The sequence below is a fragment of the Bradyrhizobium sp. Kon10 genome (assembly GCF_055807395.1).
The window spans coordinates 164295-179251 of the sequence record NZ_JBVVOZ010000003.1 but is presented as its reverse complement, the minus strand read 5'-3'; the positions used below and the strand labels follow the sequence as shown (position 1 = coordinate 179251).

Below are 14957 nucleotides of genomic sequence, written 5' to 3'. Positions count from 1 at the left end.
TTCTCGTGGAATGACTGAACAAAATGAGAAGGCGGGTAAAGCTCTACTACAGGTAGTTACTTGTAAATGCGCCAAACGTATAAGGGGGCGAAGCCTTGCTTCGCCCCCTCAAATGCGACCGGGCCGAAGCCCACGCTGACAGAATTAGGTTGCCCTCACAACACCCGATTACTCTCCTTCACCTTCTCCGCATCCAGATAAACGCTTGAGCCCATCTCCTTGAACTTCGCGCTCATCCTGGCCATGCCGTCCTCAGCCGTGCCGCTCATCGACATGCCGACCGCCGCCGGATCGTTCAGCGTTGCCGCATAATCCCGGACGTCCTGGGTGATCTTCATCGAGCAGAACTTCGGGCCGCACATCGAGCAGAAATGGGCGACCTTGTGGGCTTCCTTGGGCAGGGTCTCGTCGTGGAAGTTCTTCGCGGTGTCGGGGTCGAGGCCGAGGTTGAACTGGTCGCTCCAGCGGAAGTCGAACCGCGCGCGGGACAGCGCATCGTCGCGCAGTTGGGCTGCCGGATGGCCCTTGGCGAGATCGGACGCGTGCGCGGCGATCTTGTAGGTGATGACGCCGACCTTGACGTCGTTGCGGTCGGGGAGACCCAGATGCTCCTTCGGCGTGACGTAGCAGAGCATGGCGCAGCCGAACCAGCCGATCATGGCGGCACCAATGCCCGAGGTGATGTGGTCGTAGCCCGGCGCGATGTCGGTGGTCAGGGGCCCGAGGGTGTAGAACGGCGCTTCGCCGCACTCCTTGAGCTGCTTGTCCATGTTGATCTTGATCTTGTGCATCGGCACGTGGCCGGGGCCTTCAATCATGACCTGGCAGCCCTTGTCCCACGCGATCTTGGTGAGCTCGCCGAGTGTCTCCAGCTCGGCAAACTGGGCGCGGTCGTTGGCATCCGCAATCGAGCCCGGGCGCAGGCCGTCGCCGAGCGAGAACGAGACGTCATATTTGCGCATGAGGTCGCAGATCTCGTCGAAATGGGTATAGAGGAAGCTCTCCTTGTGGTGCGCCAGGCACCACTTGGCCATGATCGAGCCGCCGCGGCTGACGATGCCGGTGACGCGGTTGGCGGTGAGGTGGATGTATTGCAGGCGCACGCCGGCGTGAATGGTGAAATAGTCGACGCCCTGCTCGCACTGCTCGATCAAGGTGTCCTTGTAGAGCTCCCAGGTCAGCTGCACCGGATCGCCGTTGCACTTCTCCAGCGCCTGATAGATCGGAACGGTGCCGATCGGCACCGGCGCGTTGCGCAAGATCCATTCGCGGGTGGTGTGGATGTTGCGGCCGGTGGAGAGGTCCATCACGGTGTCGGCGCCCCAGCGGATCGCCCACACCATCTTCTCGACCTCTTCCTCGACCGACGACGTCACCGCCGAGTTGCCGATATTGGCGTTGATTTTCGTGAGGAAGTTGCGGCCGATGATCATCGGCTCGAGTTCTGAGTGGTTGATGTTGCAGGGGATGATGGCGCGGCCGCGCGCGATCTCGGAGCGCACGAATTCCGGGGTGATGAAGGCCGGCACGGAAGCGCCAAAGCTTTCGCCGTCGGCAAGCGCTGCTTCCGCGCGCTCGAGCTGCTGCTTGCGGCCGAGGTTTTCGCGCTCGGCGACGTAGATCATCTCCTTGGTGATGATGCCGGCGCGGGCGAATTCGAGCTGAGTGATCTTGTGGCCGTCGAGGCCGCGCAGCGGCTGGTGATAGGCCGAGAAGGCACGCGCGGCCTTGTCGGTGGAGAGGCTGCCATTGTCCTCCGGCTTGATCTGGCGGCCCGCATATTCCTCGACGCCGCCGCGCTCCAGCACCCATGATTTGCGGTTGCGCGCGAGCCCTGCGTTGACGTCGATGGTGACGGACGGGTCGGTGTAGGGGCCGGAGGTGTCGTACACCGGCAGGTTCGGCTCGCCCGCGCCTTCGGACAGCATGATCTCGCGCAACGGCACGCGCAAATCGGGCGCGGCGTCAGGGGACGCGAAGATCTTTCGCGAGGAGGGCAGCGGGCCGGTGGTGACGGCGGGGATGGTCTTGTCGGGATTGGAGCGGATGTTCATGGGGATCCTCCTTAATTCAGTTCGTTGGCGTCGCTGCGCGAGAGACAAATTCCGCTGTCATCCCCGCGAAGGCGGGGATCCAGTATTCCAGAGGCTGTCGTGAGATACGGAGAGGCCGCGGCGTACTGGATCGCCCGGTCAAGCCGGGCGATGACGGCGGAGTGTGTGGCGATAGCGTGCATCACGCGGCCTCCGCGGATAGGCCGAGCCATTGCCGCACCCGCGCATCCGGATCGGCGTTTTGCGTCACATCGCTGACGACGGCGATGGAATCCGCGCCCGCGGCGAAGATCTCCGCGGCGTGCTCGAATTTGATGCCGCCGATCGCGACCAGCGGGATGGGGCCGATGCGGCTCTTCCATTGCGTGATCTTCGGGACGCCCTGCGGCTCGAAGCGCATCGACTTGAGCGTGGTGAAAAAGATCGGGCCGAGCGCGACGTAGTCGGGCCGGGCTGCGAGCGCCGTCTCAAGCTCGGTGTCGTCATGGGTGGAGATGCCGAGCGACAGGCCGGCGTCGCGGATGGCCTTGAGGTCGGCGTCGGCGAGATCCTCCTGGCCGAGATGCAGGTACTTTGCGCCGGCGACGATCGCCGCGCGCCAATAGTCGTTCACCACGAGTTTTGCCGGCGTGCCCTTGGTGATCTCCAGCGCGTCGGTGACGATCTGCAGCGCCTCGGCGTCGTTGAGGTCCTTTGCGCGCAGCTGGATCGTGCCGACGCCGAGCTTGCTCAGGCGCTCGACCCAGGCGAGGCTGTCGACGACGGGATAAAATCGATCAGGATACGCGTTGCGATCAGGATACGGCATGCCAGAACGGGGTCCCAACGACAGGGGTGGAAGGAGAGGCGAAATCGCGGGCGTTCATCAGCCCGGCTTCGTATGCGGTGCGGCCGGCCTCGATCCCGAGGCGGAAGGCGTTGGCCATGGCGATAGGATCGGCGGCTTTCGCGATCGCGGTGTTGAGCAGCACGGCGTCATAGCCGAGCTCGAGGGCTTCGGCCGCGTGCGAGGGCGCGCCGATGCCGGCGTCGACCACCAGCGTGATATCGGGCAGCCGCTCGCGCATCAGCTTGAGCGCATCCCGGTTGGTGATGCCCTTGGCGCTGCCGATCGGGGCCGCCCACGGCATCACCACCTTGCAGCCGGCATCGACCAGGCGGTTGGCGACCGAAAGATCCTCGGTGCAATAGGGGAACACTTCAAAACCGTCCTTGATCAGGAGGCTTGCTGCTTCGACCAGGCCGACCACGTCGGGCTGCAGCGTGTCGTTGTCGGCGATCACTTCCAGCTTGATCCAGGAGGTCGCGAACAATTCGCGCGCGAGCTTGGCCGTGGTCACCGCCTCGCGCACGCTGCGGCAGCCGGCGGTGTTCGGCAGCACGGTGACGTCGAGCTCGCGGATCAGGTTCCAGAACGCATCGCCGGTCTTGCCGCCGGCGGATTCGCGGCGCAGCGACACCGTGACGATGTTGGCGCCGGAGGCCCGGATCGCGCCTTGCATGATCGCAGGCGAGGGATACAGCGCGCTGCCGATCAGGAGGCGGGAGGGGAAGGATTTGCTGTAGAAGGTCACCATGTGGGAGGTGTCTCCGTGATTGACACTGTCATCCCCGCCACCGGGTCTCGCCTTCGGCGAGCCCGATGACAGGCTCCGGCGGGGATCCAGCACGCCGCGGCCGCGCGGCTAGAGCCGAGAAGCCGCGGCGTACTGGATCGCCCGGTCAAGCCGGGCGATGACAGCGGAGTGTGTGGTGACGGCACGAACAACAAGGCCGTCGTCCCGGCGAAGGCCGGGACCCATACTGCGTGATTTCTCTTGGGGCACTTTGGCAGAGACCTTTCACCACAATGAAGATTTGTGGTTATGGGTCCCGGCCCCCCGTGCGCAACTTGCGCACTAGGCCAGGACGACGAGGGGAAAGAGTGTGCGATCATCCTCACCCTCCCTGCCGCGGGGTGATGATCTCGATTTCGTCGCCGGCCTTGAGATGCGTCTCGGCCCAGCGGCTTTTCGGCACCACGTCGTAGTTGAGCGCGATGGCGAAATGGGTGCCTTCGTAGTCGAGCTCGCTCAGCAGCGCGTCGACGCTGGCGGAATTGACCTCGCGCTGCTCGCCGTTGATGATCAAACGCATTGCACGATCACCCGCATTGCATCACCTCATTGTCGATCTGGCCGCGCTCGACATAGGCAAGCGTCAGCTCGGCGAGCGCCGGCGCGATCAGGAAGCCGTGGCGGTAGAGGCCGTTGACGGCGATGCTGTCGCCGCGAACGCCGATGCGCGGCAAATTATCAGGGTAGGCGGGGCGAAGGCCGGAGCCGAACTCGACGATGCGCGCCTCGCCGAAAGCGGGATGCACGGCATAGGCCGCACCCAGGAGCTCCAGCGCCGAGCGCACGCTGACGCCGGTGTCCTCGGCCTCGATCGAGGTCGCGCCCAGCATGAACAGATTGTCTGCGCGCGGAATCACGTAGAGCGGCCAGCGCGGGTGGATCAGCCGCACCGGGCGCGCCAGCTGCACCTCGTCGGTCTCGATCAAAATCATCTCGCCCTTGACGCCGCGCAGCTGCGGTTGCTCGTCGCGCGCGCCGAGGCCGCGGCAGTCGATCACGAGGTTTTTAGGATTGAGATTCGCGAGATCGGCCGCCGTGACGTCGCTGTCGAACTTGATGGTGCCGCCGGCAGCTTTGATGCGCTCGTGCAGTTTCGGCAGCACGCGGCGCGGCTCGACATGGCCTTCAGTCGGGAAGAACAGCGCATCGCGGAAGCGGCCCTCCAGCGACGGCTCGAGCTGCGCCAAAGCCGCGGCATCGAGCCGGCGGTGGCCCTCTGTCATGCGGGCAAAGCGCTCGAAATCGTTGCGCTCGCGCGGGTGGGCGACCACGAGGGAGCCGTTGAACGGGGTGTCCGGCAATTCGCGCCGCCAGATGTCGAGCGAGCGCAGGCCGAGCCTGGAGATGATGGGTTCGGAGACTTCCGCCTCGCAATAGGGCGCGAGCATGCCGCCGGCCCAATGGCTGGTGGCATCGGTCATGGCGGCGTCGCCGCGCTCGTGCAGCGTCACGCAATGGCCGGCCTGCGCGAACAGCAGCGCCTGCCAGGCTCCGGCGATGCCTGCGCCGATGATGGATACCGGGGAATCCGGTCGTTTGGTCGTCTGCAACATCCCTGTCCCTTCGCCGGCATGACCCGGATCAGGTTCAAAGGGTCACCGCGGTCCTAGGCTCCTTTGCCCATTTAGCGGTATCTCAGCTCCTCCTCGGAGCACCCCTCGGAACGGCTCTAATGTAGGCCAGTGGGACGGGGTGGTCAACGCGTTAGCCGCAGACCTTGTCATTCCGGGGCGGTCCGCAGGACCGAGCCCGGAATCTCGAGATTCCGGGTTCGATGCTCACGCATCGCCCCGGAACGACGGTTAGCGCGGAACCTGCGCCCGGGCGTTGCGGAGCTGCTGCGCCAGCTTGCGATGCGGGGCTGCGCCGAACATCGGCTGCGGGTTGCCGTTCGGCTCCAGCTGGGGTTCGAAGCTCGCCTGCTGCACCATCTCCTGGCGCTGCCGCTTTGCGGCGTAGTAATAACCGCCCGCGAAATAACGCACGGCCCGGGCGTGGTCGCCATTGGCAGCGTGATAGGCGCCGGCGAGGTATTTGACCGCGTAGGTGAGATTGGTGTCGGGGTCGCGCAGTCCGGCGGCATCGCCGGTGTAGCCGAGGCCGCGGGCCGTCGCGAGCTTGATCTGCATCAGCCCGATGGTGCCGCCATGGCCGACGAGGCCGGGCTGATAGCGGCTCTCGCGCATGATGACCCGATGCACCAGCGCCTCCGGCACGCCGTTGGCGCGCGCATGGGCGGCGACCATCTCGGCATATTCGGCTTGGCCCGCGAATGCGGCCTGCGGCAACGTCAGTCCAGCCGCGAGCAGCGCGGCAATGCGTAAAATTTTCATCAGAAATCCCGGGTCCTGGGTGACCTGCGCCCGGCTGCCGTTAGGCCCGGGGAACACGGCGATGATGTGGCGAGACGCCGCTCGTGAGGATTTTGCGGTGCCGAGCCGCGGTTACGTCTCAATGTTGGCGTACCGGTCCCGTTGGGCGAACGAACCCCGCTCGCGGCAGCACGCCTGTCCATTCGCGCGCGAGCGCGAAAGCGAGTAAGAAAACACCGCAAAATCGGGAGAGGTGCCATGACAAAAACCAGCATGGCCACAGCACGCACCGGCGACATTCCCAGGCAGAACCCCTGTGCCCAATGCGGCACACCGATCGCACAGCCCGACTGGATCGAGCCGGGCGAGGGGCGCATTTCCTATCTCTGGAATTGCCGCGCCTGCGGATATCGCTTCGAGGCGGTGGCGATTTTTGACGAGGTTCCCATCGTGCACCCGCCGCTCGCGGCTTAAGATTACGCCGCCAGCCGCGGCTGCTGCGATACCGGCAATTGCATCCGCACGATGAGACCGTGCGGCGCGCGGTCGTGGAGCGACAGCTCGCCGCCATGCGCGATCGCGATCGCGCGCGCGATCGACAGGCCGAGGCCGAAGCCGGTGGACTCGTCCATGGTACGGGCATCGTCGCCGCGCACGAACGGCTCCAGCATCGCCTGCTTGCGCGCGTCGGAAATGCCGGGGCCGTCGTCCTCGACGTCGATGATCAGTTTGGTGCCCGCGATAGCGAGGCGGATCGTCACCTCGGCGCCGAAGCGCACCGCGTTCTCGACGAGGTTGGTGATGCCGCGGTGCAGATCGTCGGGACGCGCGGCGGCGGTCGCCGACAGCGGGCCGTCATAGTGCACGACATGGCCCATGTCGCCGAACTGGTCGGCGACGAGCTGCAGCGAGCTTGCGATGTCGACCAGCGTCACGGCTTCGATCTTGCGATCGTTGCGCAACAGCGACAGCACGGATTCCAGCATCGAGCGCATCTGGTCGAGATCGATCAGCATGCGCTTGCGGTTGCCTTCGTCCTCGATGAACTCGGCGCGCAGGCGCAGCCGCGTGATGGGCGTGCGCAGATCGTGGCTGATCGCCGCCAGCATCCTGGTGCGATCCGACATCAGCCCCGCGATCCGTTCATGCATGCGGTTGAGCGCGCGCGCGACCGAGCGGATCTCTTCCGGGCCGCGTTCCGGCAGCGGATCGGCGGCGCCGTCGAGGCTGAAATTCTCGGCGGCCGTGGCGAAGGACGACAGCGGCGCCGCCAGCGCCCGCGCGGCCCACAGGCCGAGCACGCTGACGCAGATGAAAGCGGACATCAGCGCCGTCAGCCACGGCGCGCCCCAGAACCACGGGCGCGAGCCGTTGCCGACCTGGCCCGCGATCACGGTGCCGTCGGGTAATTCCACGCCGATGCGGTGCGGGCCGCCGTCGGCGGACGCAAGCTGCACCACCCTGTAGCCGCGGCCGAGATGACGGCGCATCCCGTGCAGATGCTGGCCCTCGCTCTCCGCGGCGACGCTCACCGTGCCGGGCGCGTGCGTCTCGATGTTGAGCTTCGGGAACGCGCGCGCGAGATCGTCGAGCAGACGCGGCCGCTCGCTCTCGCTTGCAGCGCCGAGCAGCAGCGCGGCATCGGCCAATTGCGGCGCGCCGTCAGGCGCGGTGTCCGGGCGATCCGGCCGGCTGATCAGGAAGGCGGTGGTGACGACGAGATGCAGCGCGACGGTCGACGCCAGCACCAGCGCGGCAATCTGCCCGCCGATACCCTTGAGGTGGAAGAACCCGAGCGGCTTCATGCGCGCACGCCTCGTCAGCTGCTCAGGGGCGCCGCGACCGCTTCCGTTCTGGGTGTGAACAGATAGCCGCCGGAGCGCACCGTCTTGATCATGGACGGATCCTGCGGATTGGGCTCGATCTTGCGGCGGATGCGGCTGACCAGCACGTCGATGGAGCGTTCGAACGAGCCGGTGTTGCGGCCCTGCGTGAGGTCGAGCAGGCTGTCGCGCGACAGCACGCGGCCGGGCCGTTCGCAGAACGTCCTGAGCAGATCGAATTCGGCGCTGGTCACCGCGACCCGCGCGCCTTGCGGATTGCGCAGCTCGCGCAGCCGCAGGTCGATGCGCCAGCCCTCGAAGGCCAGCGTGGCGGCGCCTTCGATCGCGCTTGCGGCTTGCGCCGAGGCCTGGCGGCGCAGCACCGCGTTGATACGGGCGAGCAGCTCGCGCGGGTTGAATGGCTTCGGCAGATAATCGTCCGCGCCCATCTCGAGGCCGACGATGCGGTCGACGTCCTCGCCGCGCGCGGTCAGCATGATGATCGGCGTTTGCGCCCCCGAGCGCACCTTGCGGCACAGGCTGAGCCCATCTTCGCCGGGCAGCATCACGTCAAGGATGATGAGATCGACGCGGTGATCGGCGATGGCGCGCGACATCTCGCGGCCGTCGCTCACTGCGGTGACGTTGCAGGAATTGTTGCGCAGGTACTTCGCAATCAGCGTCCGGGTTTCGCGATCGTCTTCGACGACCAGGATGTTGGGGGAGGAAATGGCCATGAGCTTTGTTTGTCCAAGATTCGGGCCAAAAGGCGAAGATTTTTGTTTCGGATTGTTGCTGGACCTCGGCCCGCAACACCCCGCAAATAGTGCGAAGTGGGACGGCAAGGTCTCGTTAAGCGCGTTAACCATAGCGTCGTGTGGTCCGCTACGAAACCCCGCACAACCCCACGGAGCCATCATGACCTCAATTTCGGCGGCCTCGCCCAGCAGCTACCAGTCGCCACTGCAAAAATTGCAGCAGGAGCTGCAATCCGAAGTTTCCGCCGGCACGGTCTCCTCCTCGGACCAGTCCGCGCTCTCGACGGCCCTGACCGACATCGACACGGCGCTCCAGCAGAGCCGCTCCAGCGATCAGTCGAGCGGCACCAAATCGTCCAGGCACGACGTGAAGTCGAAGATCGACGACCTCATCGCCAATGAGGTGTCGAACGGGACCCTGAGCTCCGACCAGGCCACCGAGCTGAAGGGCGTGTTTCAGTCGGCGTTCGCCAAAGGTCCAGGCGGCGCCGGCGGCCCCGGTGGTGCGGGCGGCCCGCCGCCCGGTCCGCCGCCGTCGGACGACAGCGCGTCTTCGGATTCGTCGTCCGCGGATTCGACGGACAGCAGCTCGACCGTTTCCACCACGGCCAAGATCCTCGAGCAGTTCCTCCAGGCACTGCAGCAGTCGCAGTCCTCGTCAAGTTCGTCTTACGGCGCGAATGGCAGCACGGCGAGCGCGTCGAGCAGCTCGGATTTTTCAGCGCTCTTGATCGACTACAAGAGCTGACCTGGGCGAAGCAGGTCCGCACGTCCTTCGCCGCGATGATGCGTCGCCCAGGGCGCATCATCGTCGGCGAGGAACCGTGCAGGGCGAACGTTCCTGCGGGACAACGTTTCGCAGCCGACTGGAACTCTCGTTGCAATGCAGCGCCATCATCGCGCGACGAAATTGCCGCAGCTTCGGAACTGCAACTGATCGGGACCGTTCTCTCCGCACAAGGTTTCTGAAGGAGAGGACAACATGTTGATGAAATCGATCGCCGCCGGTCTCGCCGGCACAGCACTGCTTGCGACCGTCGCGTTTGCACAAAACCCGTCCGCCACCACCGACAAGTCCGCCGCGAACACCGCGACGACGAGCACCACCTCCGCCTCGGGCGACTGGCGTGCGTCAAAAATGGCCGGGTTGAAGGTCTACAATGACGCCAACGAGAACATTGGCTCAATCAACGATCTCTTGATGGACAAGAGCGGTAGCATCAAGATCGCCGTGATCGGCGTCGGCGGCTTCCTCGGCATGGGCGAGCACCTTGTCGCTATTCCCTATGACAAGCTCAAATTCGTCAACCAGGCGGTGGCCTATAATGGCACCGGCGCCAACAACAATGCTGCCACCAATACGGCTGCCAACCGGCCCGCTTCCACCACCACGACCACAGGCGCTGCGACCGGCACCGACAAGACCGCGACCACGACGACGTCCTCGTCGAAATGGTATCCGGACCACGCCGTGTTCAATGCGAGCAAGGACGAGCTGAAGAAAATGCCGGAGTTCAAGTACTCGGAGTAATGCGGGTCACGTGACGGCATAAACGAAGCGCGCCCGGTTTTCACCGGGCGCGCTGTCGTGTTCTTTTTTCTGCTGTCAGCAGGCTTTACTTCACCAGCGGGCAGCCGCCCTTGTCGAGCGGGCGGAAGGCTTCGTCGCCGGGGACGGTGGCGATCAGCTTGTAGAGATCCCACTCGCCCTTGGACTCTTCCGGCTTCTTCACCTCATACAGCGACATGTCGTGGACCATGCGGCCGTCGATGCGGATCTTGCCGTTCTTGGCGAAGAAGTCGTTGATCGGCGTGGCGCGCATCTGCTCCATCACCTTCGGCGCCTCGTCGGTCTTGATGGCGTCGATCGCCTTCAGATAATGCATCGTCGCCGAGTAGAGGCCGGCCTGGATCATGGTCGGCATGTGACCGACCTTGTCGTTGAAGCGTTTCGAGAAGGCCCGCGTCTCGTCGTTCGTGTCCCAGTAAAACGCGTCGGTGATGATCAGGCCTTGCGTCGCCTTGACCCCGAGCGAGTGAACGTCGGTGATCTCCATCAGCAGGGCGATCATCTTCTGGCCGCCTTGGGTCAGGCCGAACTCCGCGGCCTGCTTCAAGGCGTTGGTGGTGTCGCCGCCGGCGTTCGCCAGCGCGACGACTTTGGCCTTCGAAGCCTGCGCCTGAAGCAGGAAGGAGGAGAAGTCCGAGGAGTTGAGCGGGTGACGGACCTCGCCCAGCACCTTGCCACCGCTCTCCTTGACGACATTGGCGGCGTCGCGCTGCAGCGCCTGGCCGAAGGCGTAGTCGGCCGTGATGAAGAACCAGGTGTCCTCGCCGCGCTTCACCATCGCCTTGCCGGCGACGTTCGACAGCGCATAGGTGTCGTAGGTCCAGTGCACCGTGTTGGGCGAGCAGGCCACGCCGGTGATATCGGAGGAGCCGCCGCCGGAATTGATGTTGATCTTGTTCTTCTCGCGCGTCAGGGCCGAGATCGGCAGCGCCACCGACGATGTCGGCACGTCGAAGATCGCGTCGACCTTCTCGTTGTCGTACCAGTTGCGGGCGATGTTGACGCCGACATCGGGCTTGTTCTGGTGATCGGCCGCGACCACCTGAACCGGCTTGCCGGCGACCTTGGCGCCGTAATCGGCGACCGCCATCTCCACTGCGGCAAGCGATCCCTTGCCGGTCGCATCGGCATAGAGGCTCGACATGTCCGTGAGCACGCCGATCTTGACGACGTCGTCGGAAATCTGCGCCTGCGCTGCGCCGCAGGATGCGGCGATGGCGAAGCTGGCCACGACGGCGGCCCATAGTTTGTGCATTGTTGTTCTCCCTTGGGATTGTTGTATGGGATGTTGTTGCAAGGGCCCTCTAGCCGCAATCGCGGCTCGCCGCAACGTCAGGCGAGCGCAAGTGAGGGTGTTTCGCGACTAATCCCGCCACGAGGAATTCGCGGGCACGACCCCGCCGCCGCTCACACGCTGCTGCCTTTGAGCCGTTCGTTGCGGCGGCGCAAGCCTTCGAGGGTGGCGAGCAGGATGACGGAGACCGTCGTCAGAATCACCGCGGCTGCCGTGATCGTCGGGCTGATGTTCTCGCGGATGCCGCTGAACATTTCGCGCGGCAGGGTGCGCTGCTCGGGCCCTGCCATGAACAGCACGATCACCACCTCATCGAAGCTGGTCGCGAAGGCGAACAGCGCGCCTGATGCGAGGCCGGGCAGGATCAGCGGCAGGATCACGCGGCGGAACGCGTAGAGCGGCGAGGCGCCGAGCGAGGCGGCGGCGCGTGCCAGATTGGTGTCGAAGCTTTGCAGCGTCGCGCCGACTGTGATCACCACAAAGGGCGTCGCCAGCGCGGTGTGGGCCAGGATCAAGCCGAGATAGCTGCCGGTCAACCCGATCGGCGCGAAGAAGAAATAGAGACCGACCGCGGTGATGACGCCGGGCACGACGACCGGCGAGAGCACGAAAGCCAGCACCAGCGGCTTGAAGCGGCTCTTCCACTGCGCCAGCCCCAGCGCGGCCAGCGTGCCAAGCACCATGGACAGCATGGTCGAGGCGACGCCGATGATCATGCTGTTCTTCAACGAATTCATCCAACGCGGCGAATTGATGAAGTCGTCGTACCAGCGCAGGGAAAGGCCGGGCAGCGGATAGGTGAGATAGGAGCCCGAGCTGAACGACAGCGGCATGATCGCCAGGATCGGCGCGATCAGGAAGATGAACACCAGCGTGGAGACAACGATGGTCGCGGTCCACGCGATGCGCTGGCTGGGCGTGCGGAGGGAGACATGATCGCTCAATTCTTCATTCCTCCCGTGACCTGCTGTCCCTGCACCAGCTTGCCGTAGACGAGAGCGAGCAGAATGGTAGCGAGTAGCAGCACGGCACCGAGCGCCGAAGCCAGACCCCAGTTGGCGGTCTCGGTTGTGTAAAGCGCGATGAAATAGCTGATCATCTGATCGGCGGCGCCGCCGACGAGTGCCGGTGTGATGTAGTAGCCGAGCGCCAGGATGAAGACGAGCAGGCCTCCCGCGCCGATACCGGGCAAGGTTTGCGGCAGGTAGATCCGCAGGAAGGCGGTGAGCGGCGGCGCGCCCAGCGAGGCGGCGGCACGCATGTAAGCAGGGGAAATCGCCTTCATGCTGCTGTACAACGGCAGGATCATGAACGGCAGCAGGACGTGGGTCATGGCCACGCAGACGCCGAAGCGATTGTAGATCAGGCGCAACGGCTCGTCGATGATGCCAAGCCAGTGCAGGCTGTCATTGACCACACCGTTGCTCTGCAACAGCACGATCCAGGCGCAGGTGCGGACCAGAAGCGAGGTCCAGAACGGCAGCAGCACGAAGATCATCAGCAGGTTCGACGGGCCCGGCGGCAGCGTCGCCAGGAGATAGGCGACCGGGAAGCCGAGGATCAGGCAGAGTACCGTGACACTGAGGCTGATGAGGAAGGTGCGGGCGAAAACGTCGCGGTAGATGGCCTGATCCGGCGGGGCTGCGATGATCGCGCCGTCCGCGTTTCGCGTCAGGTCGAGTGCCGCCAGAAGATAAAAGCCGGTGACGGGACCGCCGGCGTCTTTGATCGTCGTCCAAGTGCTGCGCTCGTGCCAGGCCGGGTTGATCTTGCCCAGCGTTTCCTTGGCCGTGCCGGGCTCCGGCACCGCCTTCAGATTGCGCGCCGTGCTGGTCAGGATGGTGCGGAAGCCGTTCTGCGCGTAGTTGAGCCGCTTGGCCGCGATGGCAATGGTGCCGGAGGCGCGCGCCGCCAGGATGTCGCTTGCCAGCGCCGCGTAGGCCTTTTCGTCCGGCAGGTCCTTGCCATCCCAGCTTGCGAGAGCCGCTATTGTTTGCGGCAGAGCCTGACGCACCTCCCTGTCATCGACCGCGCGCCACAGCATGCCGGCGATCGGACCTGCGAAGGTGAAGAGCAGAAACAGCAGAAGCGGCAGCACCAGCGCCAATGCCTTGACCTGGCGCGCTCGCTCCGCCCGCTTCAGGCGGAGCTTGAGCGGCATCTCGGCCTTGGCATCGGCGCCGGATAAGGCGGCTGCCGTCATCGGGACCCCCATCGTGACCGGACATCTCTCGCGATTTTGGCTGTGGCAATGGCGTGTGGCCTTTCGGAGCGACCTGAGCAAGCGCCTCGTCCTTCGAGACGACCGCTTCGCGGTCTCCTCAGGATGAGGCTCTCCGAACTCGCCGCCGCACGCTCCGTCCTCATCCTGAGGAGCCCGCCTAAGGCGGGCGTCTCGAAGGATGGCCGCGACGAAACTGCTGTCGATGTGCGCCGCACGCCGGTTCGGCCGCGCTATTTCGCGGCCCATTTGTTGAAGCGCTCGGTCAGGCGGTCGATGTTCTCGAGCCAGAAGGCCACGTTGATCTCGACCGCGTTCTTGATGTTGTCAGGCGCGGTCGGCAGATCCTTCAGGACGGCCGGCGGGATCAGAGCGGCGGCGTCCTTGTTCGAGGTGCCGTAGGCGATGTTCTCCGACAGCTTGGCCTGGTTCTCCGCCTTCCCTGCGAAGTCCAGGAATTTGTAGGCCGCGTCCTTGTTCGGGCTGCCCTTCAGGATGACCCAGCTGTCGAGCGTGAACAGCGCACCGTCCCACACCATGCCGAAATTCTTCTTCTCGTTCTTGTTCGCGGTGTCGATGCGGCCGTTGTAGACCGAGGTCATCGCCACCTCGCCGGAGGCGAGCAATTGCGGCGGCTGGGCGCCGGCCTTCCACCAGACGAGGTCGCCCTTGATGGTGTCGAGCTTCTTGAACGCGCGGTCGACGCCTTCGTCGGTCGCGAGTACCTTGTAGACGTCCTTCGGCGGGACGCCGTCGGCCATGAGGGCGATCTCGAGCGTGGTCTTCGGGCCCTGACGCAGGGCGCGCTTGCCCGGAATCTTCTTGGTGTCGAAGAAGTCCGCCCAGCCCTTGGGCGCGTCCTTCAGCTTATCCTTGTCGTAGCCGAGCACGAAATCATAGAGGATGGCGCCGACGCCGCAGGGGTTGACCGACGGCGGGATATAGGCGGCCTCGCCGCCGATCTTGGAATAATCCAGCTTTTCGAACAGGCCTTCCTCGCAGCCGACCGCCAGCTCGTCGCTTTCGACCTGGACGAGGTCCCAGGTGGCGGCGCCACCCTGCACCTTGGCGCGCAGCACGCCGACGCCGCCGTCCCAGGACTCATCGTTCATGGGCGTGCCGGTCGCCTTCTTGAACGGCTCGAAATAGACCTTCTTCTGCGCATCCTGATAGGCGCCACCCCACGACACGACTGTGAGATCACGCGCCTGCGCGGCTGTCGCCAGCGCGGCGCTGGCAGTGAGCGCTGCGGCGAAACCCAGGGCAATCTTGCCAATCTTGTGCTTCAGCATGGTCCTTGTTCCTTCTT

Annotated in this window: 15 protein-coding genes and 1 riboswitch; of the genes, 3 read left to right on the top strand and 12 right to left on the bottom strand. The window is 65.0% G+C overall.

All coding sequences use genetic code 11. The features are described from left to right. Positions 1–155: 155 nt before the first annotated feature. The 6 genes from thiC to AC0L2O_RS06150 form a co-directional block, all read right to left on the bottom strand. Entirely contained in the window at positions 156–2054 is a 1899-nt protein-coding gene (gene thiC, locus AC0L2O_RS06175) for a phosphomethylpyrimidine synthase ThiC (protein WP_473369074.1), read from the bottom strand. Between the two features lie 181 nt (positions 2055–2235). Beyond that, a complete protein-coding gene (locus AC0L2O_RS06170; RefSeq protein ID WP_473369073.1) occupies positions 2236–2862 on the bottom strand; it encodes a thiamine phosphate synthase in 627 nt (208 codons plus the stop codon). Continuing rightward, positions 2849–3631, bottom strand: a complete 783-nt coding sequence (locus tag AC0L2O_RS06165; protein ID WP_473369072.1) for a thiazole synthase — start codon at positions 3629–3631, stop codon at positions 2849–2851. Before AC0L2O_RS06165 ends, AC0L2O_RS06170 begins: the two co-directional genes overlap by 14 nt. A 361-nt stretch (positions 3632–3992) precedes the next feature. Beyond that, complete coding sequence (gene thiS, locus AC0L2O_RS06160) at positions 3993–4190, bottom strand: sulfur carrier protein ThiS (protein ID WP_473369071.1); 198 nt, start codon at positions 4188–4190, stop codon at positions 3993–3995. Positions 4191–4197: 7 nt separating this feature from the next. Beyond that, positions 4198–5223, bottom strand: coding sequence for an FAD-dependent oxidoreductase (locus AC0L2O_RS06155; protein ID WP_473369070.1), 1026 nt, complete (start codon positions 5221–5223; stop codon positions 4198–4200). Continuing rightward, a riboswitch (TPP riboswitch) is annotated at positions 5211–5339 on the bottom strand. (Overlaps the previous gene by 13 nt.) A gap of 133 nt (positions 5340–5472) precedes the next feature. Further along, positions 5473–6003 (bottom strand): transglycosylase SLT domain-containing protein, encoded by a 531-nt coding sequence (locus tag AC0L2O_RS06150; RefSeq protein ID WP_473369069.1) that lies wholly within the window; start codon positions 6001–6003, stop codon positions 5473–5475. Positions 6004–6240: 237 nt separating this feature from the next. Here AC0L2O_RS06150 and AC0L2O_RS06145 point away from each other — a divergent pair, with 237 nt between their 5' ends. Beyond that, positions 6241–6456, top strand: a complete 216-nt coding sequence (locus tag AC0L2O_RS06145; protein WP_369721687.1) for a hypothetical protein — start codon at positions 6241–6243, stop codon at positions 6454–6456. Positions 6457–6458: 2 nt separating this feature from the next. Here AC0L2O_RS06145 and AC0L2O_RS06140 read toward each other — a convergent pair whose 3' ends face one another. Both AC0L2O_RS06140 and AC0L2O_RS06135 read right to left on the bottom strand, forming a co-directional pair. After that, on the bottom strand, positions 6459–7787 hold the full coding sequence (locus AC0L2O_RS06140) for an ATP-binding protein (RefSeq protein ID WP_473369068.1): 1329 nt from the start codon (positions 7785–7787) through the stop codon (positions 6459–6461). 14 nt (positions 7788–7801) lie between these two features. After that, entirely contained in the window at positions 7802–8542 is a 741-nt protein-coding gene (locus AC0L2O_RS06135; RefSeq protein WP_473369067.1) for a response regulator, read from the bottom strand. Positions 8543–8723: 181 nt separating this feature from the next. On the opposite strand from AC0L2O_RS06135, the gene AC0L2O_RS06130 reads away from it, so the two are divergent. Together AC0L2O_RS06130 and AC0L2O_RS06125 are read left to right on the top strand one after the other, a co-directional pair. Then, entirely contained in the window at positions 8724–9311 is a 588-nt protein-coding gene (locus tag AC0L2O_RS06130; RefSeq protein WP_473369066.1) for a hypothetical protein, read from the top strand. Positions 9312–9545: 234 nt separating this feature from the next. Beyond that, positions 9546–10094, top strand: coding sequence for a PRC-barrel domain-containing protein (locus tag AC0L2O_RS06125; protein WP_409192276.1), 549 nt, complete (start codon positions 9546–9548; stop codon positions 10092–10094). 85 nt (positions 10095–10179) lie between these two features. Here the strand turns inward: AC0L2O_RS06125 and AC0L2O_RS06120 are convergent, their stop codons facing one another. From AC0L2O_RS06120 to AC0L2O_RS06105, 4 genes are all read right to left on the bottom strand, one after another. Then, the gene (locus AC0L2O_RS06120; protein WP_473369065.1) at positions 10180–11388 is read right to left on the bottom strand and encodes an ABC transporter substrate-binding protein; all 1209 of its coding nucleotides are present in this window, start codon (positions 11386–11388) and stop codon (positions 10180–10182) included. Between the two features lie 152 nt (positions 11389–11540). Beyond that, on the bottom strand, positions 11541–12371 hold the full coding sequence (locus AC0L2O_RS06115; RefSeq protein ID WP_473369064.1) for an ABC transporter permease: 831 nt from the start codon (positions 12369–12371) through the stop codon (positions 11541–11543). Next, positions 12368–13630 carry an ABC transporter permease gene (locus AC0L2O_RS06110; RefSeq protein ID WP_473369063.1) on the bottom strand — a complete coding sequence of 421 codons (1263 nt, stop codon included), beginning with the start codon at positions 13628–13630 and terminating at the stop codon, positions 12368–12370. Before AC0L2O_RS06110 ends, AC0L2O_RS06115 begins: the two co-directional genes overlap by 4 nt. Positions 13631–13881: 251 nt before the next feature. Then, complete coding sequence (locus tag AC0L2O_RS06105) at positions 13882–14940, bottom strand: ABC transporter substrate-binding protein (RefSeq protein ID WP_473369062.1); 1059 nt, start codon at positions 14938–14940, stop codon at positions 13882–13884. Between the last annotated feature and the right edge of the window lie 17 nt (positions 14941–14957).